Annotated in this window: 19 protein-coding genes; 10 read left to right on the top strand and 9 right to left on the bottom strand. The window is 66.4% G+C overall.

The window, feature by feature from the left end; genetic code table 11:
• Positions 1–8: 8 nt before the first annotated feature.
• Both VQ065_RS08350 and VQ065_RS08345 read right to left on the bottom strand, forming a co-directional pair.
• The gene (locus VQ065_RS08350; RefSeq protein ID WP_003085913.1) at positions 9–1,169 is read right to left on the bottom strand and encodes an acyl-CoA dehydrogenase family protein; all 1,161 of its coding nucleotides are present in this window, start codon (positions 1,167–1,169) and stop codon (positions 9–11) included.
• A 45-nt stretch (positions 1,170–1,214) separates the two neighbouring features.
• Complete coding sequence (locus VQ065_RS08345; RefSeq protein ID WP_003085910.1) at positions 1,215–2,042, bottom strand: FAS1-like dehydratase domain-containing protein; 828 nt, start codon at positions 2,040–2,042, stop codon at positions 1,215–1,217.
• 116 nt (positions 2,043–2,158) lie between these two features.
• Here VQ065_RS08345 and VQ065_RS08340 point away from each other — a divergent pair, with 116 nt between their 5' ends.
• Positions 2,159–3,055, top strand: a complete 897-nt coding sequence (locus tag VQ065_RS08340; RefSeq protein WP_003085908.1) for a LysR family transcriptional regulator — start codon at positions 2,159–2,161, stop codon at positions 3,053–3,055.
• A 133-nt stretch (positions 3,056–3,188) separates the two neighbouring features.
• On the opposite strand, the gene VQ065_RS08335 is transcribed toward VQ065_RS08340, so the two are convergent.
• Complete coding sequence (locus tag VQ065_RS08335; protein ID WP_003085907.1) at positions 3,189–4,133, bottom strand: LysR family transcriptional regulator; 945 nt, start codon at positions 4,131–4,133, stop codon at positions 3,189–3,191.
• A 219-nt stretch (positions 4,134–4,352) separates the two neighbouring features.
• On the opposite strand from VQ065_RS08335, the gene VQ065_RS08330 reads away from it, so the two are divergent.
• Both VQ065_RS08330 and VQ065_RS08325 read left to right on the top strand, forming a co-directional pair.
• Complete coding sequence (locus tag VQ065_RS08330; protein ID WP_003140839.1) at positions 4,353–6,548, top strand: FUSC family protein; 2,196 nt, start codon at positions 4,353–4,355, stop codon at positions 6,546–6,548.
• A gap of 268 nt (positions 6,549–6,816) precedes the next feature.
• Complete coding sequence (locus VQ065_RS08325) at positions 6,817–7,083, top strand: DUF2790 domain-containing protein (protein WP_003085904.1); 267 nt, start codon at positions 6,817–6,819, stop codon at positions 7,081–7,083.
• Positions 7,084–7,300: 217 nt separating this feature from the next.
• Here VQ065_RS08325 and VQ065_RS08320 read toward each other — a convergent pair whose 3' ends face one another.
• The gene (locus VQ065_RS08320; RefSeq protein WP_003105980.1) at positions 7,301–8,860 is read right to left on the bottom strand and encodes a sigma-54-dependent phenylalanine hydroxylase transcriptional regulator PhhR; all 1,560 of its coding nucleotides are present in this window, start codon (positions 8,858–8,860) and stop codon (positions 7,301–7,303) included.
• A gap of 284 nt (positions 8,861–9,144) precedes the next feature.
• Here VQ065_RS08320 and phhA point away from each other — a divergent pair, with 284 nt between their 5' ends.
• The 4 genes from phhA to pbpG all read left to right on the top strand — a co-directional run bounded on the left by phhA (position 9,145) and on the right by pbpG (position 12,836).
• Positions 9,145–9,933: a phenylalanine 4-monooxygenase gene (gene phhA / locus VQ065_RS08315; RefSeq protein ID WP_003085900.1), complete on the top strand. Its 789-nt coding sequence runs from the start codon at positions 9,145–9,147 to the stop codon at positions 9,931–9,933.
• 104 nt (positions 9,934–10,037) lie between these two features.
• The gene (locus VQ065_RS08310; protein WP_003085898.1) at positions 10,038–10,394 is read left to right on the top strand and encodes a 4a-hydroxytetrahydrobiopterin dehydratase; all 357 of its coding nucleotides are present in this window, start codon (positions 10,038–10,040) and stop codon (positions 10,392–10,394) included.
• Positions 10,391–11,590: an amino acid aminotransferase gene (locus tag VQ065_RS08305; protein WP_003085895.1), complete on the top strand. Its 1,200-nt coding sequence runs from the start codon at positions 10,391–10,393 to the stop codon at positions 11,588–11,590. Before VQ065_RS08310 ends, VQ065_RS08305 begins: the two co-directional genes overlap by 4 nt.
• Before the next feature lie 313 nt (positions 11,591–11,903).
• A complete protein-coding gene (gene pbpG, locus VQ065_RS08300; RefSeq protein ID WP_003085893.1) occupies positions 11,904–12,836 on the top strand; it encodes a D-alanyl-D-alanine endopeptidase in 933 nt (310 codons plus the stop codon).
• 22 nt (positions 12,837–12,858) lie between these two features.
• Here the strand turns inward: pbpG and arfB are convergent, their stop codons facing one another.
• The 4 genes from arfB to hppD all read right to left on the bottom strand — a co-directional run bounded on the left by arfB (position 12,859) and on the right by hppD (position 16,719).
• Positions 12,859–13,272: an alternative ribosome rescue aminoacyl-tRNA hydrolase ArfB gene (arfB, locus tag VQ065_RS08295; protein WP_003085891.1), complete on the bottom strand. Its 414-nt coding sequence runs from the start codon at positions 13,270–13,272 to the stop codon at positions 12,859–12,861.
• A 121-nt stretch (positions 13,273–13,393) separates the two neighbouring features.
• A complete protein-coding gene (locus tag VQ065_RS08290; RefSeq protein ID WP_003085889.1) occupies positions 13,394–13,777 on the bottom strand; it encodes a lysozyme inhibitor in 384 nt (127 codons plus the stop codon).
• Between the two features lie 152 nt (positions 13,778–13,929).
• On the bottom strand, positions 13,930–15,348 hold the full coding sequence (locus tag VQ065_RS08285) for an amino acid permease (protein WP_003085884.1): 1,419 nt from the start codon (positions 15,346–15,348) through the stop codon (positions 13,930–13,932).
• Positions 15,349–15,645: 297 nt separating this feature from the next.
• Complete coding sequence (hppD, locus tag VQ065_RS08280; protein ID WP_003085882.1) at positions 15,646–16,719, bottom strand: 4-hydroxyphenylpyruvate dioxygenase; 1,074 nt, start codon at positions 16,717–16,719, stop codon at positions 15,646–15,648.
• Positions 16,720–17,040: 321 nt separating this feature from the next.
• On the opposite strand from hppD, the gene VQ065_RS08275 reads away from it, so the two are divergent.
• The 3 genes from VQ065_RS08275 (at position 17,041) to VQ065_RS08265 (ending at position 19,071) form a co-directional block, all read left to right on the top strand.
• On the top strand, positions 17,041–17,829 hold the full coding sequence (locus VQ065_RS08275) for an AraC family transcriptional regulator (protein ID WP_003085876.1): 789 nt from the start codon (positions 17,041–17,043) through the stop codon (positions 17,827–17,829).
• Between the two features lie 83 nt (positions 17,830–17,912).
• Positions 17,913–18,086 carry a DUF1427 family protein gene (locus tag VQ065_RS08270; RefSeq protein ID WP_003085873.1) on the top strand — a complete coding sequence of 58 codons (174 nt, stop codon included), beginning with the start codon at positions 17,913–17,915 and terminating at the stop codon, positions 18,084–18,086.
• Between the two features lie 25 nt (positions 18,087–18,111).
• Positions 18,112–19,071, top strand: a complete 960-nt coding sequence (locus tag VQ065_RS08265; RefSeq protein WP_003085871.1) for a quinone oxidoreductase family protein — start codon at positions 18,112–18,114, stop codon at positions 19,069–19,071.
• A gap of 50 nt (positions 19,072–19,121) precedes the next feature.
• Here VQ065_RS08265 and VQ065_RS08260 read toward each other — a convergent pair whose 3' ends face one another.
• Positions 19,122–19,904, bottom strand: a complete 783-nt coding sequence (locus VQ065_RS08260; protein WP_003085869.1) for a TenA family transcriptional regulator — start codon at positions 19,902–19,904, stop codon at positions 19,122–19,124.
• Between the last annotated feature and the right edge of the window lie 66 nt (positions 19,905–19,970).

Here is a 19,970-nt window from a genome sequence, read left to right as displayed (position 1 = left end):
CTCCCGCTTCAGAACGAGCGCGGCAGTTCGAGCAGGTGCTCGGCCACGTAGGACAGGATCAGGTTGGTGGAGATCGGCGCCACCTGGTACAGGCGGGTCTCGCGGAACTTGCGCTCGACGTCGTACTCGCAGGCGAAGCCGAAGCCGCCGTGGGTCTGCAGGCAGGCGTTGGCCGCCTCCCAGGAAGCTTTCGCCGCCAGGTACTTGGCCATGTTCGCGCTGGCCCCGGCGTTGAGCCCGGCGTCGTACTCCTGGCAGGCGCGCCAGCGCATCAGGTCGGCGGCCTCCACTTCGATGTGCGCCTCGGCGATGGGGAACTGCACGCCCTGGTTCTGCCCTATCGGCCGGCCGAAGACCACGCGGTCGCGGGCATAGTGGCTGGCCTTGTCGATGAACCAGCGGCCGTCGCCGATGCATTCGGCGGCGATCAGGGTGCGCTCGGCATTGAGGCCGTCGAGGATGTAGCGGAAGCCCTTGCCTTCCTCGCCGATCAGGCTATCGGCGGGGATCTCCAGGTTGTCGAAGAACAGCTCGTTGGTCTCGTGGTTGACCATGTTGGCGATCGGCTGCACGGTCAGGCCCTTGCCGATGGCCTCGCGCAGGTCGACGAGGAAGATCGACATGCCTTCGGACTTGCGCTTCACCTCGGCCAGCGGCGTGGTGCGCGCCAGCAGGATCATCAGGTCGGAGTGCTGGATCCGCGAGATCCACACCTTCTGCCCGTTGATCACATAGCGGTCGCCCTTGCGCACGGCGGTGGTCTTGATCTTGGTGGTATCGGTGCCGGTGGTCGGCTCGGTCACCCCCATCGACTGCAGGCGCAGCTCGCCGCTGGCCAGCTTCGGCAGGTAGAAGCGCTTCTGCGCCTCGCTGCCGTTACGCAGCAACGTGAACATGTTGTACATCTGCCCGTGCACGGTGCCGGAGTTGCCGCCGCAGCGGTTGACTTCCTCCAGGATCACCGAGGCCTCGGCCAGGCCCAGACCGGAACCGCCGTACTCCTCCGGGATCATCGCCGAGAGCCAGCCGGCGTCGGTCAGGGCCTTGACGAAGGCCTCGGGAAAACCGCGCTGCTCATCGATGCGGCGCCAGTAGGCGGCGTCGAATTCGGCGCAGAGGGCACGTACGCCCTCGCGGATCGCGTTCAGCTCTTCGCTGTTCGGATTCATCGGTGACTCCTCGATTCTTGTCGTTGGATGGGCGCTGGGGCCCTTTCAGTCGAATTCCACGTCGCCGCGCTGGGCCAGGCCGGCGCCATTGCCGACCCATACCTCGGCCTTGCCGGCAGCGAGCAGGCGGCCGCCGACCTCGAACGGCTCGGGACAGATCAGCGGGCGCAGGCCGCGATAGGCGAAGCGACGCAGGCGCGCCTGCGGATTGGCCCGGCAGAACGCGCGCAGGGCCAGGGTGGCGATCAGCGGACCGTGCACCACCAGGCCCGGATAGCCTTCGGCATCGGTGACATAGGGCCAGTCGTAGTGAATGCGGTGGCCGTTGAAAGTCACCGCCGAGTAGCGGAACAGCAACACCGGATCGGGCTCCAGCGCCTCGCGCCAGTCGCCCTCGGGCAAGGCCTCGGTACCGCCGAGCTTGGGCGGGGTCGGTTCGCGGTAGACGATGTCGTGCTCTTCGCTCAGCGCCAGTTGGCCGTCCTGGCGGTAGTCGTGGCGCAGGGTGACGAACAGCAGCGCGCCGCTGCGACCGTGCTTCTCCTCGACCCGGAGGATGGTCGAGGTGCGGCTGGCCTCGCCGCCGACCCGCAGCGGCTGGTGGAACTCCAGGCGCCCGCCGGCCCACATGCGGTTGCGATCGTCCGCCGGCGGCAGGAAACCGCCGCGCGCCGGGTGGCCGTCGACGCCGAGGCCGGCGGCCTCCACCGGGTCCTGGAAGAACGCCCAGTGCCAGAGCGGCGGCAGCGCTTCGCCGTGGGCCGGGGTCGGCTCGCCGAAGGTGGCGGCGATGCGCTTGACCAGGTTGCGGCTCAATTGATCGTGGGTTTCTTCCTGGCGACCGATCCAGGGGGCGAAAGCGGACTCACTCATGCGTGGCTTCCCATGACCTAGGGGGTGATGGGAGGAGAATGATAGGATGCTAGCGTTTTGAGAATTTGCAATTACGCAATGGCGCGTTCGGATTTGCCGAACGCCATGGAGTGCCCATGCATTTCGATCTCGCCGACCTGCGCCTGTTCATCCATATCGCCGAGTCGCCCAGCCTGACCCAGGGCGCGCGCCGCGCCTTCCTTTCCCCGGCCGCCGCCAGCGCGCGGGTCAAGGCGCTCGAAGGCCAGCTTGGCAGCCGCCTGCTGTATCGCGACAGCCGCGGCGTCGAACTGACCCCGGCGGGCCAGCGCCTGCTACAGCACGCGCGGCTGATCATGCGCCAGGTGGAATACCTGAAGAGCGAGTTCACCGAGTACGGCAGCGACGCCGCCGGGCATATCCGCATCTTCGCCAATACCACCGCGGTCACCGAATTCCTTCCGGAAATCCTCGCCGGCTTCCTCGCCGCTCGTCCCGGGGTCACCGTCGACCTGCAGGAACGCCTCAGCCGCGACATTGTCCGCGGCGTGCTGGACGGCTCCACCGACCTCGGCATCATCGCCGGGCCGGTGGCGGCCAGTGGCCTGCAGGTCCTGCATTTCAGCACCGACCGCCTGGTGATGGCGGTGCCCCAGGGCCATCCGCTGGCCGGACAGGCCAGGGTACGCCTGCGCGACACCCTGCAGTTCCAGCATATCGGCCTGCCCGAGGGCACCACCCTGCACGCCTTCCTGTACGAACGGGTGGAGCAGATGGGCGAGCAGCTATCGCTGCGCATCCAGGTCTCCAGCTTCGAGGCGATCTGCCGGATGATCGAGGGCGGCGTCGGCATCGGCGTGATCCCGCAGTCCGCCGCGCGCCGCCACAGCCGGACGATGAAGCTGGCGACCATCGAACTCGACGAGCCCTGGGCGATCCGCGAGCGCAGCCTGCTGGTACGCGACCTGGAAGCACTGCCGAGTTGCCTGCGGGCGTTGATCGAGGAGTTGCAGAGGGTGGGAGACAGCCTGTAGGGCGGATAACGCCCCTGGCGTTATCCGCGGGGCTCCGGAGAATCGGCGGACAACCGCCAGGCGGTTATCCGCCCTACGACTCCCGACAAGCCGGGGTGCGATCGTCGCGAAGGGCGCCGCCCACCACTCCCGCTCAGTTCGCCAACCCACCGCTCTCCGCCAGGCTGCGCTCGTCCGCGGCGAGCATCGCCGGCATGTGCTCGCGGAGGAACTCGACCCAGGTGCGGATCTTCGCATCCAGGTACTGCCGCGAGGGGTAGAGGGCGTAGACGTTGAGATGGAACAGGCTATAGCGCGGCAACACCCGCACCAGGCTGCCGTCCTTCAGGCCGTTGACCGCCGCGTACACCGGCAGCGCGCCGATACCCATGCCGGAGACCACCGCCTCGGTCATGGCGTCGGCGGTGTTGACCTGGAAATGCGTCTGGTTGATGCAGGCCAGTTCCTGGCCGTCGGGCCCGTCGAACAGCCAGCGGTCCAGCGACATCACCGAGTTCACCAGGCGCAGGCAACGGTGCGCGGACAGCTCCGCCGGCAGCTTGGGGAAGCCGTGCGCGGCAATGTAGCCCGGCGAGGCGCAGAGGATGCTGTAGGTCTGGCCGATGCACTTGGAGACGAAACCGGAGTCCGGCAGCTCGGGGGCGATCACCACGGAAATGTCGTAGCCCTCGTCGAGAATGTCGGTGATCCGGTTGGCCAGGGTCAGGTCGAAGCCAACCTCCGGGTAGGTCTCGCAATATTGCGAGATGGCCTTGATCAGGTAGTGCTGGCCGATGCCGGTCATCGCGTGGACCTTCAGCGTGCCCGACGGCCGCGCATGGGCGTCGCCCGCCTCGGCCTCGGCCTCCTCGATGTAGGCGAGTATCTGCTGGGCGCGCATCAGGTAGCGCTGCCCGGCTTCGGTCAGCGCGATGCGCCGGGTGGTGCGATGCAGCAGGCGGGTCTGCAGGTGGGCCTCCAGCTTGGCCACCGCACGGGAGACATAGGCGGTCGTCAGGTCCAGGCGCTGGGCGGCGGCAGTGAAACTGCCGGTCTCCGCGACGCTGACGAACGCGCGCATATTGAACAGGATATCCATCACGGCCCTCTAGGCTCTGACGCTTATGGCGCGTCTCTTTTCCACGCAACCCGGAGGACACCCCAAGGCGGCGCAGATTCTGTCACGAGTCAACCCACCTATTATTGCCTTTTGTGACAAAAATTTTTCACCTATCCGAGCTCTTATCCGCAAGCGCCGGCGCTCCTAGAATTCCCAGCCGTTTCGGCCTCCCCTCGCCGTCGTTCAGGATTCGCAGCAGTGCCCCGCGCCACCCGGAAAGGTCTCCCCCTGGTTCCACCGGCTCCCCTCGCGTTCTTTCCCAGCCCCGACGAATTGCGCCGCGCCCTGCTCGAATGGGCGCGTAGCGACGGCGTCGCCTGGGTCTTCGTGTTCAAGGCCCTGCTCACCGCCAGCCTCGCCCTGTGGCTGGCCTATCGCCTGGAGCTGCCGCAGCCGAGCACGGTGCTGGTGACGGTCTTCATCGTCATGCAGACGCAGAGCGGGCAGGTCCTGGCCAAGAGCTTCTACCGCATCGTCGGAACCCTGATCGGCCTCAGCGTGATGGTCACCCTGATCGCCCTGTTCGCCCAGGAGCGCGTGCTGTTCCTCGCCTGCCTGGCGCTCTGGGTCGGCCTGTGTACCGCCGGCGCCGCGCGCTACCGCGATTTCCGCGGCTACGCCTGCGTACTCGCCGGCTACACCGCGACCATGATCGGGATTCCAGCCACCGCGCACCCGGAAGGCGCCTTCATGGCGGCGCTGTGGCGGGTCCTGGAAATATCCCTGGGCATCCTCTGCACCGGTACCGTCAGCGCCATCTTCCTGCCGCAGACCAGCGGCGCCGCCCTGCGCAACACACTCTACGGGCGCTTCCGCGACTTCGCCGGGTTCGCCGCCGAAGGCCTGCAGGGCAGCCTCGACGGCGAGCGCTTCGGCGAGCTCAGCGCGCGCTTCGTCGCCCAGTCCGTGGGCCTGGAAAACCTGCGCAGCGCCACTACTTTCGAAGATCCGCACATGCGCCTGCGCAGCGGCCGGCTGATTCGCCTGAACAACGAATTCATGGTCATGACCAGTCGCTTCCACGGCCTCCACCGCCTGCTCGAACGCCTGCGCGGGCGCGGCGCGCAGAATGTCCTGGAGGTCCTGGCGCCCTGCCTGGCGGAGCTTGCCGGGCTGCTCGCGCCGATTCGCGAACGGACGCCCACCGACGCCGACGCCGCGCGCCTGGCCGAACGCATCGAGGCCTACAAGCCGGAACTGATGCAGAACATCCGCCAGGCCCGCCAGCGCCTGGTGGAGCAGCGCCCCGGCGAGAACGACCTGCTGGATTTCAACACCGCCGCCGAACTGGCCTTCCGTTTCACCGACGACCTGCACAACTACGCCCTGACCCACGCTTCCCTGGCCGAACACCACCATGCCCGCGAGCAATGGAAGGAAAGCTTCGTCGCCCGCGCCAACCCGGTCGCCGCGCTGGTCGCCGGAGCGCGCAGCGCGCTGATGATCGGCCTGCTCGGCACGTTCTGGATCCAGACCTCCTGGCCCCACGGCGGCACCTTCGCCCTCACCGCGGTACTGATCTCGGCGCTCTCCTCGACCTCGCCGAATCCCGGCCGGTTGTCGCTGCAACTCACCCTCGGGACCCTCGCCGGGGCCTGCACCGGGCTGTTCGTGCTGCTCTACCTGCTACCCCACGTGGACGGTTTCCCGATGCTGCTCTGCTGCCTGCTGCCGGTCTTCGCGGTCGGCGCCCTGCTGCTCTGGCGGCCGCAGTGGAACGGCTACGGCGTCGGCCTGCTGGTGTGGTTCTGCTTCGCCTCGCTGCCGGCCAACATGGCGCGCTACGACGCCCTGGCCTTCTTCAACGAATACCTGGCACTACTCTTGTCGATGGTCCTCGCCACGGTCGCCGCCAGGGTGATCCTGCCGCCGAACCGGCCGTGGATGTGGAAGCGCCTGGAGCACGACCTGCGCGAGCGGGTAGTGTTCGCCATCAGCGGCAAGAGCAAGGGCCTGGTCTCCGGTTTCGAAAGCGGCACCCGCGACCTGCTGAACCAGGCCTACACCTTCTCCGCCGGCCGCCCGGACGTGCAACGCCGGTTGCTCGGCTGGATGTTCCTGGTGCTGGAGGTCGGCCAGGCGATCATCGAGCTGCGCCTGGAACAACAACGCCTGCCCCAGGAGCCCTGCTACGCCGAACGCACCGCCTGGCGCCGGGCGATCCGCCTGATGGGCCGGGCGCTGATCCGGCTGTTCCTGCAACCCGGGCCGAGCAACCGTCAGCGCGCCCTGCACGCGGTGAACCAGGCGATCATGGCGGTACGGGCGGCGCCGGAGCCGCGCGCACCGCAGTTCGATACCTCGCCGCTGCGACGGGTGCTCAGCTACCTGCACTTCATTCGCAGCGCCCTGCTCGACCCGCAATCGCCCCTGGGCCAGGAAAGAAACCCGTGAGCCGGTCGAAAAGCCGCGGCGCAGAAGGCCACAGGGATATTGTTACCGATCCGTACAAGGTTCTTGTCTTGACTGAGTCTATATGTCGCAGCCTATCCGAACTTACAATTAACCCAGCAGCCGAAGTTAACTCCCGTTGCACTTCGACTCCGCAACTTGATTGCAGACTTACTTATCCAGCCTTGTTTATCGAGTTGCACCGGTGACCTGTCCGCCTGTCTTCCGACGGCAGATCGTACCCACTCAGAAACTACTCAGGTAAATAGTAATGAAGGCTTTCGCCCTGATGGCCCTGTTCGCCTGCTCGCCGCTGGTGATGGCGGCTGGCGCCCAGGATCAACCTGCCAGCCAGCAGGAAAACGCTGTTGAAGAATATGCCTATGGCATGCAACTGGATGTGGCTCGCGTTATATCTTCAACCGACACTTCCAATGCGTGCGGCATCGTTCCCGCACGCATGACCTACGAAGATTCGAACGGTCAGAAACATACCGTCGAATATCAGGTCTGGGGCAACGGCTGCACTGGCGGCTAAACTCTCCTCGACCTCCGGGTCGACCTCCGAAGGATCGCGCCACGAGGGGCAGCTCGCCCATCCGGCGCGATCATTGTGTACTCGGCGGCGACAATCCCGCCCCTCGGCGAACATCCTGGCCGTCTTCCCCGCGCCTCACCGCGCTGCCGCCCTTCCACAGGAGCCGACGCCTCCGCCGTTTCTTTCCCAGCCTGCAACAAACCGGCAAGCATGCCGCTCAGCCCTCGCCTTGCCCCACGCCATGCTGGCGCAGCTTGTTCGCCGCCGTGGTATGCGAAACGCCGAGGCGCTTGCCCAACTGGCGGCTGCTCGGATGCTCGCGGAACAGGCGCTCCAGCACCGCCTTCTCGAAGCGCCCGACGATGGCGTCGAGGTCTCCTTCCAGGGAAAAATCCCCCAGCGGCTGCGGTGCGCCGTAGTCCGGCAGGCGGATGTGCTCGGCCTTGACCGTTCCCCCTTCGCACAGCGAAACCGCCTGGAACAGCACGTTTTCCAATTGCCGCACGTTGCCCGGCCAGTGGTAGCGTTCGAGACGTTCCAGCGCCTGCGCGGAAAGCTTCGGCAGGCCGCAGCCGATCTGCCGGCTGGCCTGGTCGAGGAAATGCTCGGCGAGCGGCGCCAGGCCATCCAGGCACTCGCGCAGCGGCGGGATGTGCAGCGAGAGCACATTGAGACGGTGATAGAGGTCCTGGCGGAATTCGCCCTTGGCGCAGAGTTCGGACAGGTCTACCTGGGTGGCGCAGATCACCCGCACGTCCAGGTACACCTCCTCGTCGCTGCCGACCCGGCGGAAACAGCCGTCCTGCAGGAAGCGCAACAGCTTGGCCTGCAGGCGCGGGCTCATCTCGCCGACGCCGTCGAGGAACAGCGTGCCGCCGGCGGTAAGCTCCAGCAGGCCGAGCTTGCCTTCCGGACGGGCGCCCTCGAAGGCTCCCGGACCATAGCCGAACAGCTCGGTCTCGGCCATGGATTCCGGCAGGCCGGCGCAGTTCAACGCCATGAACGGCGACTGCCCGCGCGGGCTGGCCAGGTGGCAGGCGCGCGCCAGCAGCTCCTTGCCGGTGCCGGTCTCGCCCTCGATCAGCAGCGGCGCGTCCAGCGGCGCCATGCGCCGCGCCTCGCGGACCACCGCGGCCATTACCCGCGAACTCTGGAAGATACTGTCGAAGCCACGCAGCTCCTGCTTGCGCACATGGTAGATGCGCTCGCCGACGCGATCCGCGCGATGCAGGGTCAGCACCGCTCCAGCCAGTGCCTCGCTCTCGTCGTGCTCGGATTGCAGCGGCGCGATGTCGGCGAGGAACACGTCGCCCTTCACCTTGACCCGCAGCCCGTTGATCCGCGCCTTGTTGGCGCGCACCAGTTCGGGCAGGTCGAGGTCCTCGACATAGCGCGACAGCGGAATCCCCGGCACCTCGTCGACGCGCACGCCGAGCAACTGCGCGGCGGCACGGTTGGCGGCGACGATCTGCCCGCCCATGTCCACCGAGAGCACCGGGAAGTCCAGGGCGGCGAGCAGCGCGTTGAGTTCCAGGTGCCGGCGCTCGCTGGGCATCAGGCCGACGCGCTTGACCCCGAAGACCCCCGGCACCGCCTCCAGCTTGGGCCGCAGCGACTGCAACTGGAGGTTGATCATGTTCGGACAGAGCAGGTAGATGGCGTTGCCCTGGTCGCCGCCGACTTCGCCGCGATTGACGTTGATGCCATAGTCGACCAGCAGGTTGAGGATGTCGCGGAGGATGCCTACACGGTTCTGGCAGTGCACTTTGATACGCATGGCGTGGCCCGGTGTTGTCGTTCTGATGGGCTCGCGGCCGGTTTTTTTAACTCCCGGCCGGAAATTTCCGTCAAGAATATGTGACAGTTAGACTCACCAGCAACAATGCCTGGCCCAATGAACAGGCGACCCAGGCCAATTCGTAAGGAAAACTTTACGAAAACGCCGATTCCTCCCCGTTGCCCGGTCCCTATCCGGGGCTGCACGGACCGTCCCGACGCGGTATCGATAAGGCAACGACAACAACAAAGACCCCGCGGCCACAAGCCGCTCATGGAGTCCGTATGAAAACGACGCAGTACGTGGCCCGCCAGCCCGACGACAACGGTTTCATCCACTATCCGGAAACCGAGCACCAGGTCTGGAATACCCTGATCACCCGGCAACTGAAGGTGATCGAAGGCCGCGCCTGTCAGGAATACCTCGACGGCATCGAACAGCTCGGCCTGCCCCACGACCGGATCCCCCAGCTCGACGAGATCAACAGGGTTCTCCAGGCCACCACCGGCTGGCGCGTGGCGCGGGTTCCGGCGCTGATTCCGTTCCAGACCTTCTTCGAACTGCTGGCCAGCCAGCAATTCCCCGTCGCCACCTTCATCCGCACCCCGGAAGAACTGGACTACCTGCAGGAGCCGGACATCTTCCACGAGATCTTCGGCCACTGCCCACTGCTGACCAACCCCTGGTTCGCCGAGTTCACCCATACCTACGGCAAGCTCGGCCTCAAGGCGAGCAAGGAGGAACGCGTGTTCCTCGCCCGCCTGTACTGGATGACCATCGAGTTCGGCCTGGTCGAGACCGACCAGGGCAAGCGCATCTACGGCGGCGGCATCCTCTCCTCGCCGAAGGAGACCGTCTACTGCCTCTCCGACGAGCCGCTGCACCAGGCCTTCAATCCGCTGGAGGCGATGCGCACGCCCTACCGCATCGACATCCTGCAACCGCTCTATTTCGTCCTGCCCGACCTCAAGCGCCTGTTCCAACTGGCCCAGGAAGACATCATGGCACTGGTCCACGAGGCCATGCGCCTGGGCCTGCACGCGCCGCTGTTCCCGCCCAAGCAGGCGGCCTGACGAGAAACGCCGCCGCCGCGGCTGACCCCGCGGCGGCCTTGTACTATGGTGGACGGGCACGGCCCGTCCGCCGCTCCCACATGCGACAACCAAGGACTCCCACCATGACCGCACTCACCCAAGCCCATTGCGAAGCCTGCCGCGCCGACGCCCCGCACGTCAGCGACGAAGAACTGCCCGTGCTGCTGCGGCAGATCCCGGATTGGAACATCGAAGTCCGCGACGGCATCATGCAACTGGAGAAGGTCTACCTGTTCAAGAACTTCAAGCACGCCCTGGCCTTTACCAATGCCGTCGGCGAGATATCCGAGGCCGAAGGCCACCATCCGGGCCTGCTGACCGAGTGGGGCAAAGTCACCGTGACCTGGTGGAGCCACTCGATCAAGGGCCTGCACCGCAACGACTTCATCATGGCGGCGCGCACCGACGAGGTAGCGAAAACCGCCGAGGGGCGCAAATGAGTCATTTCGCCAAGGTCGCCCGCGTACCGGGCGACCCGATCCTGGGCCTGCTCGACGCCTACCGCAACGATCCGCGCGCGGACAAGCTGGACCTCGGCGTCGGTGTCTACAAGGATGCCCAGGGCCTGACCCCGATCCTGCGCTCGGTGAAACTCGCCGAGCAGCGCCTGGTCGAGCAGGAAACCACCAAGAGCTACGTCGGCGGCCACGGCGATGCGCTGTTCGCCGCGCGCCTGGCGGAACTGGCGCTCGGCGCCGCCTCGCCGCTGTTGCTGGAGCAACGCGCCGACGCCACCCAGACGCCCGGCGGCACCGGCGCCTTGCGCCTGGCCGGCGACTTCATCGCCCATTGCCTGCCCGGCCGCGGCATCTGGCTGAGCGACCCGACCTGGCCGATCCACGAGACGCTGTTCGCCGCCGCCGGCCTGAAGGTTTCCCACTACCCCTACGTCAGCGCCGACAACCGCCTGGATGTCGAGGCGATGCTTGCTGGCCTGGAGCGCATTCCCCAGGGAGACGTGGTGCTGCTGCATGCCTGCTGCCACAACCCGACCGGTTTCGACCTGAGCCACGACGACTGGCGCAGGGTGCTCGACGTGGTACGTCGCCGCGAGCTGCTGCCGCTGATCGACTTCGCCTACCAGGGCTTCGGCGACGGTCTCGAGGAAGACGCCTGGGCGGTACGCCTGTTCGCCGGCGAACTGCCGGAGGTGCTGGTCACCAGTTCCTGCTCGAAGAACTTCGGCCTGTACCGCGACCGCGTCGGCGCGCTGATCGTCTGCGCGCAGAACGCCGAGAAGCTCACCGACGTGCGTAGCCAACTGGCCTTCCTCGCCCGCAACCTCTGGTCGACCCCGCCGGCGCATGGCGCCGAGGTGGTCGCGGCGATCCTCGGCGACAGCGAGTTGAAGGGACTCTGGCAGGAAGAGGTCGAAGGCATGCGCTCGCGCATCGCCAGCCTGCGCATCGGCCTGGTCGAAGCCCTGGCGCCGCACGGCCTGGCCGAGCGCTTCGCCCATTTCGGCGCGCAACGCGGGATGTTTTCCTATACCGGACTGAGCCCGCAGCAGGTCGCTCGGCTGCGCGACGAGCACGCCGTTTACCTGGTCTCCAGCGGCCGGGCCAACGTCGCCGGTCTCGACGCGCGCCGCCTCGACCGCCTGGCGCAAGCCATCGCCCAGGTCTGCGCGGACTGAACCCTCACGGTTACCCTGAGCCGGCTGTGATGGCCGGCTTTTTTTCGCCCCAGCGAATGCCGCGCACTCCCGCCGAGGCGGCGGATAACCGCGTTGCGGTTATTCGCCCTACCGCACCACGACCTTGTGGGCGTAGGGCGAATACCGCCACAGGCGTTATCCGCCGAACCTCTCCGAACCGGGCCAACCATAAGTCAGCACTTTCAAAGCCCTACGTGCTTTTCCTACAAAAGAGCATAAAATGCTCAATTATGGGCACCAGTTCACACTGCGCCCCACGGCCCCCACTTTCTCGTCTTAGTGAGCAACGCACGTGAGAAACCGTCTCCTGTCACTGGTCACCCTGTTCCTGTCCCTCAGCGTTGCCACCGCGGTATCCGCCTCCCCACCGCCCAAGGCCGGGCTGCCGCTGCAACAGGAGCTGGCGTCGGGCAGCGCGCTGGTTACCGACCAGAACACCGGCAAGGTGCTCTACTCGCGCAACCCCGACCTGGTGGTGCCGATCGCCTCGATCACCAAGCTGATGACCGCCATGGTCGTGCTCGACTCGAAACTGCCGCTGGACGAGGTACTGCCGATCGCCATCAGCGAGACCAGCGAAATGCGCGGGGTGTTTTCCCGAGTGCGGGTCGGCAGCCAGATCAGCCGCCGGGACATGCTCCTGCTCGCCCTGATGTCCTCGGAGAACCGCGCCGCCGCCAGCCTCGCGCAGAACTATCCGGGCGGCAAGAACGCCTTCGTCAAGGCGATGAACGCCAAGGCCCACGCCCTCGGAATGAAGAACACCCGCTACGTCGAGCCGACCGGGCTGTCGCTGCACAACGTCTCCACCGCTCGCGACCTCACCCGCCTGCTGGTGGCTAGCCGGCAGTACCCGCTGCTCAGTCAGTGGAGCACCACTCCGGAGAAGACCGTGGCCTTCCGCCACCCCAACTACACCCTGGGCTTCCGCAACACCAACCACCTGATCAACAACAAGACCTGGAACATTCAGTTGACCAAGACCGGCTTCACCAACGAGGCAGGCCACTGCCTGGTGATGCGCACCACGATCAACCGCAGCCCGGTCAATCTGGTGGTGCTGGACGCCTTCGGCAAGTACACCCACTTCGCCGACGCCACCCGCCTGCGACGCTGGCTGGAAACCGGCCAGGTCACTGCGATCCCGGCCTCGGCCAAGGCCTATCGCCTGCAACGCGACCGCGAGCGCGGCCTCGGCCAGCCGGTGGCCCAGGCCGTACGCTGATCCGTCGCGAAGACCGGCCGGCTCAGAAATCCACCTTGCCGCGCCCGGCCTTCACCGCGCCGCGCTTGGTCTTGCCGTCCAGCCGGCGCTTCTGCGAGCCGCGCGTAGGCTTGGTCGGGCGCCGCGCCTTCTGCACCTTGGCCACGCTGCGGATCAACTCCGCCAGGCGCTCCAGGGCATCCTCGCGGTTCTGCTCCTGGGTCCGGTACTGCTGGGCCTTGATCACCACCACGCCGTCGCCGCTGATGCGCTGGTCGTTCAGTGCCAGCAGACGCTCCTTGTAGAACGGCGGCAACGACGAGGCCTGGATGTCGAAGCGCAGGTGCACCGCGCTGGAGACCTTGTTGACGTTCTGCCCGCCGGCGCCCTGGGCGCGAATGGCATTCAGCTCGATCTCATGATCGGGCAGGTGGACGGCATTGGAGATGATCAGCATGGGGCGGCACGGTGGACCAACGGGGCTGCCAGCATAACCCCTTTGCCGAGCGGAAAAGCAGGCAAAAAGAAACCCGGCCGCGGCCGGGTTCCTTCATTTCGGCTAAGGCGCCAGGTCGAACTCAACGCTCCTTGCAGGCGACCCCGTCGGTGGGCTCGCCGCCCTTCCAGTCGCCGTAGAGGGTGGCTTCCTCGCCCTTGGTCCACCAGATGTACTGGCCGGCGGCGTACTTGGCGCCGGAGGCGGAAATCACATTGCTGAAGACCAGCGTCGAGTTGTCGCTGACCGGCACCACGGCGAGGCTGTTGTCGCCCTTGTTCAAGTACTGCACGGTGAACTTGCGACCGTTCTCGCACTTGTAGTCGACGCTGCGGGTATCCAGCTTGGCATCCCCCGGCAGGGCCAGGTAATCGACCTGGGCGGTCTGCTTGTCGTCGTCGCTGCCGCCGCAGGCGACCAGGACCACGGGAACGGCAGCCAGAAGCAGCCAGAGCGCTTTTTTCATGGAAATCCCTCTAACGAGAAAAAATGGCGCTGCCACTGTAGGAATTCGGCACCTGCCGCGTCAACGACAGGCGCCCCTAGAAAAAGTCTTGTGGGCCGCCGGGACGCGCAAAGGAGCGCTCCCCTCTCCTCTGCGCGCCGGCGCCCCATCGATCACTCGGTGACCGGCTTCACCCGCAGGCCCGGCATCGGCCGCGGGGCTCCCTTGAGTCGGTAGCAGGCCCACATCACCAGCAGCCAGACCGGGATGGCATAGACCGAGACCTGGATGCCGGGGATCAGCAACATGACGCCGAGGATGAACACCACGAAGGCCATGCACAGGTAGTTGCCGTACGGATACCAGAACGCGCGGAAGTGCGTGCGGGTGCCCTGGCGGTCCATCTGCGCGCGGAACTTCAGGTGCGCCATGCTGATCATCGCCCAGTTGATCACCAGCGCCGCCACCACCAGCGACATCAGCAGCTCCAGCGCCTGGTGCGGGATCACATAGTTCACCACCACCGCGAGGAAGGTCACCAGCGCCGATACCACCAGGGCGCGTACCGGTACGCCGCGCTTGTCGACCCTGGCCAGCGCGCGCGGGGCATCGCCCTGCTCGGCCAGGCCGAGAAGCATGCGGCCGTTGCAATAGGTGCCGCTGTTGTACACCGACAGTGCGGCGGTGAGCACCACGAAGTTCAGCAGGTGCGCGGCAGTGCCGCTGCCGATCATCGAGAAGATCTGCACGAACGGGCTGCCGCTGTAGGCATCGCCGGAAGCGTTGAGGGTCTGCAGCAGGCTGTCCCAGGGCGTCAGCGAGAGCAGCACGACCAGGGCGCCGATGTAGAAGATCAGGATGCGATAGATCACCTGGTTGATCGCCTTCGGGATCACCGTCCTCGGCTTGTCCGCCTCGGCCGCGGTGAAGCCGAGCATTTCCAGGCCACCGAAGGAGAACATGATGATCGCCATGGCCATCACCAGGCCGCTCACTCCGTTGGGGAAGAAACCGCCGTGTGCCCAGAGGTTGCTCACCGAAGCCTGCGGACCGCCGCTGCCGCTGAACAGCAGGTAGCAGCCGAGCAGGATCATGCCGATGATCGCCACCACCTTGATGATCGCGAACCAGAACTCGGCTTCGCCGAAGGCCTTGACATTGGCCAGGTTGATCGCGTTGACGACGACGAAGAACAACGCCGCCGTGGCCCAAGTCGGCACCTCCGGCCACCAGTAGTGGATGTACTTGCCGACCGCGGTCAGTTCCGACATCCCGACCAGGATGTACAGCACCCAGCAGTTCCAGCCGGAGAGGAAGCCGGCGAAGCCGCCCCAGTACTTGTGCGCGAAGTGGCTGAAGGAGCCGGCAACCGGCTCCTCGACGATCATCTCGCCGAGCTGGCGCATGATCATGAAAGCGATGAAGCCGGCGATGGCGTAGCCGAGGATCATCGACGGGCCCGCCGACTTGAGCACCCCGGCCGAGCCGAGGAACAGGCCGGTGCCGATGGCGCCGCCGAGGGCGATCAACTGGATGTGACGATTCTTCAGGCCGCGCTTGAGCTCGCCCGAATGCGGATGTTGGCCGTCCATTGAGTTATCTCACGCAAGTGGAAATTTATTGTTGTCGGAGGCGAAACGGGGCCGTGCGGCTCAGGCGGCAGGCGCACGGCGGGCGCCATGCGGGGCGCGTGGCGGCGGGCGGTCGGCTGGGCGAAGGAAGGACTCACGGATCATGCGTCACCTGTTTGTTGTTGTACGTGACGTGAATGGGCCGCCAGGCTCGTGGCTCGGCGGTGCGGGCAAGGCTGGCGCGATCGGCGCCGCTGGAACGGAAACGCGGAGCGCAAGGAAAACCGCCAGCCCCGGAACAGGCTGGCGGCAGCGGGATCAGATCACGCCGCGGCGAATCTGGTCTTCCTCGATGGACTCGAACAGGGCCTTGAAATTGCCCTCGCCGAAGCCCTGGTTGCCCTTGCGCTGGATGATCTCGAAGAAGATCGGGCCGATCACCGTGTCGGTGAAGATCTGCAGCAGGATGCCGTCGTCGCCCGGGGCGCCGTCGATCAGCAGGTTCAGTTCGCGCAGTTGCTCGAGCGGCTCGCCATGCCCGGCGACGCGGGTGTCGACCTTCTCGTAGTAGGTGTCCGGGGTCGACATGAACTTCACGCCGTTGGCGCGCAGCTTGCGCACGGTGGCATAGATGTCGTCGGTGGTCAGGGCGATGTGCTGGATGCCTTCGCCATGGTATTCGCGGATGAATTCCTCGATCTGCGAGGTATCGTCGGCCGACTCGTTGATCGGGATGCGGATCTTCCCGCAAGGCGCGGTCATGGCGCGGGAGAACAGGCCGGTGAGCTTGCCTTCGATGTCGAAGTAGCGAATCTCGCGGAAGTTGGCGATGCGCTCGTAGAAACCGGACCAGACGTCCATCTGGCCGCGCTTGACGTTGTGGGTCAGGTGGTCGATGTAGGTCAGGCCGACCGAGTTGTCGTTGGCGCTGCGGCCTTCGATGAACTCGAAGTCGACGTCATAGATGCTGCGGTCGCCGTAGCGGTCGACGAGATACAGCAGCGAACCGCCGATGCCTTCCAGGCAGGGGATGTTCAGCTCGCCGAAGTTGGCGTGACTGCCCACCAGCTTGGCACCCTGGGATTCGGCGTAGGCGGCGGCCTGGGAAGCGTTCTTCACCCGGAAGGCCATGGCGCAGGCGCTCGGGCCGTGCTTGAGGGCGAATTCGTGGACATGCCCGGTCGGGCTGCCGTTGAGCACGATGTTGATATCGTTCTGCTGGAACAGGAAGACTTCCTTGGAACGATGCTTGGCGGTTTCGGTGAAGCCCATCATGTTGAACAGCTGGCGCAGCTGCTCGATGCCCTTGGCGTCGGGGGCGGTGAACTCGACGAATTCGAATCCGTCGGTACCGATGGGATTGTGCTGTTCGATCTTGGCCACGGCGTTCATCCGGCCTCCTCGTTGTTCTTGTTGAATGGACCGCCGCCGGTCCAGGCGGCCGGCGACATGGGAGATGCCTTCATCTCACCCCGTGGCGGCGCGGCGGACAAGCCGTCGGCAGGGCCCGGCGCAGGGCCTGGCGCAGGGTTTCTGGCAACTATTCCTTACGCGCCGGCGGCATGCATGGCGAACGCCCGGTCTTCGTAAAATTATCCTTACAGGGCGGAGCGAAAAGCTGCCAGCAGCGCTGTCACGGCTGCGCTGAAAGCCGGCGCTGCATGATCGGCGTCAAGCGGTTAACCTGCGTCTTTACTCCGCGACGGCATTCCCATGGCACGACCCGCCCCACCCGACCTGAGCGACAGCCGCCGGCCCCTGCGCGGCGTCGCCCGCAGCTATCCTGCCGGGCACCGCGTCGATGCCCACGAGCACGCCTGGGGCCAGGTGCTCTATGCGGTGTCCGGGATGATGTGGCTGGAGACGCCCGACGAGGCCCTGCCGGTCCCGCCGCAACGGGCGGTCTGGTTGCCTCCGGGCCTGCGCCATGCGGTGCGGATCGCGTCCGAGTTGCAGATGCGCAACATCTACCTGAGCCCGGAACTCTCCCGCGGCCTGGAGGACCGCACCCTGGTGCTGGTGGTCGGCCCGCTGCTGCGCGAGCTGATCGTCAGCCTGGTGGAGCAGGAACGACAGAGCGACCCCCACTACTATCGGGCGCTGGCCGATCTCGCCGTGCTCGAACTCGGTCGCGCGCGCCGTTCCAGCCTCCGCGTACCGCTGCCGGACGCCTCCGACAGGCGCCTGCTCGCGCTGTGCCAGGCGGTGATGGCCAATCCCTCCCTGGACATCGGCCTGGAGCGCCTGGCCGAAGACGCCGGGGCCAGCGTGCGGACCCTCTCGCGCCTGTTCCAGCGCAGCCTGGGCATGGGCTTCGCCGACTGGCGGCGGCAGGTGCAGCTGGCGACCGCCGCCGCCGCACTGATCGATGGCCGTCCGGTGGCAGGCATCGCCCATGCCCTGGGATATACGCCGAGCGCCTTCAGCGACATGTTCCGCCGCGAGCTGGGCGTCTCTCCCACCGAGTACAGGGCCGAGCATCACCAGCCGTTCCAGCCTTGACCGGTATTCGATAGCGATTGGCCGATAGATGTTTTTTCGGCCAACTAGACTGGCACCATCGTTCACCGTCCCTGTCAGCCGCCATGAACTACCTGATCTCCCTCGGCATCGGCCTGCTGGTCGGCGTGCTCTACGCCGTACTCGACTTCCGCTCGCCGGCGCCACCCGCCATCGCCCTGGTCGGCCTGCTTGGCATGCAGCTCGGCGAACAGCTTTTCCCCCTTGGCCGCGACCTGCTGCAGCAGTGGCTGCACTGATCGCCGCGACGACACGGAGCCCCCAATGAAAGCACTGCAATTCGACCGTACCGGCGACCTCGCCGCCCTCAAGCTGGTGGACATGCCCGATCCGCTTCCCGCCGCCGATGAGGTGCGGGTGGAAATCCGCGCCGCCGGGCTGAATCCGAGCGACGTGAAGAACGTCCTCGGCCGCTTCCCCTATACCACCCTGCCCCGGGTACCGGGCCGCGACTTCGCCGGGGTGGTGGTGGAGGGACCGAAGGCCCTGCTCGGCCAGGCGGTCTGGGGCACCGGGCGGGAGCCGGGATTCTTCCGCGACGGTAGCCACGCGCAGTTCCTGACCCTGCCAGCCGCCGGCGTCGCGCTCAAGCCGGAAAGCCTGAGCTTCGCCCAGGCCGCCAGTTGCGGGGTGCCCTACAGCACCGCCTGGGACGCCCTGCAACGCAGCCAGGTCAAGGCCGGTACCCGGCTCCTGGTAATCGGCGCCAACGGCGCGGTCGGCAAGGCCGCGCTGGCGCTGGCCAAGGCCTTGGGGGCCGAAGCGATCGGCGCGGTGCGGCGCGAGGAGCAACGCCAGGCGCTGGAAACGCAGGGCATCGCCGCGCTGCTGCTGGGCGAGCCGGCCGAACTGGCGGCACAGGTGGAAGGGATCTTCCCCGGCGGGGCCGAGGTGATCTTCGATACGACCGGTTTCTGGCTCGAGGCGGCGGTCCCGGCGCTGGCCGCCTTCGGTCGCCTGGCGATCATCGCCGCACCAGCCGACGGCCATGTGCGCCTGCCGGCGTTGAACCTGTACCGTCGCGGTGGCTCGGTGGTGGGGATCAACTCGCTGCTCTATGGCGTGGAAGCCTGCGCAGGCTTCCTCGACGCCTTCGGCAAACTGTTCGACCAAGGCCGCCTGCCGCTGCCGGACGGGCTGCGGGAAGTCCCGCTGGAGCAGGGCGTTGAGCAGTACCGGGCAGTGAACGAAGGCACCTGCGAGAAGATCATCCTGGTGCCTTGAGGACCAGCGGAATCCCGGCAGAACACGCCGGGATTCCGCTGCGCGCAAGACTACTCCGCGCCGACCGCGAGCTTGCGGGCGCTGCGCGCCTCCTCCAGCTGCATGCAGCGCTCGAGGAACAGGTACATGTAGTCGTAGCTCTTGCAGATCGCGTCGCGCAGTTGCCGGCGCAGCTCGGCGCTGGGATTGGTGCCGGCCAGGGTGCAGATGATCTCCAGCGCCTCCCAGGGGTGGGCATCGTCGTACTGGGCGTGGAGCTTGAGCCACTTCATGGCGCGCTTGCGGCCTTCCTTGGGGAAGGCGTTTTCGTAGACGCCGTTCGAACAGACCAGCGCCGACCACTCGCCAGTGACGCCTTCGATGGCGTAGTTGGTGGCGGCCATGGCCACCGGCAGTGAGTCGCTGGCGCAGGTGTGCCAGCACCAGTGGCTGAGCGCGTGCAGTTCGGCCGGCACGTCTTGCGCCTGGATCTCGGCCAGGCTCACGCCGTGGGCCTCGGCCCAGTGCAGCCAGTAGTCGGCGTGGTTGAGTTCGACCCGAATGTTGCGCATCAGCCAGCGGCGCGCCATGTCTTCGCCGGGATGGCGGGCGAAACGGGTCTTCAGCAGGTTCTGCGACATGTACAAGGGGAACTGCTCGACCACCGGCCAGCCGCCGATCAGGTACAGGCGCATCAGCGCCGGGCTCAGCTCGGCGTCGCGCATGCGCCGGTACAGCTCGTGGCCGGAAACCCGGTCCTTGCTCGCCTGGCAGTCGACGATCAGTTGCTGCGCCCACTGCGGATAGCTTCCCGCCTCCTGCAAGGGGCCCGTACGGTCAAAGAACTCGCTCACACCCGTCTCCCTTCTCTTCTTCTCGGCAACGGCCTCATAGCAGCGAAACTACTCTTTCTTCGCTCC

The organism is Pseudomonas sp. KBN10P06128, from assembly GCF_037574945.1.
Classification (GTDB): Bacteria; Pseudomonadota; Gammaproteobacteria; order Pseudomonadales; family Pseudomonadaceae; genus Pseudomonas; species Pseudomonas aeruginosa.
The sequence above is the reverse complement of the archived record's forward strand: the minus strand, read 5'-3'. Positions and strand labels throughout refer to the sequence as shown.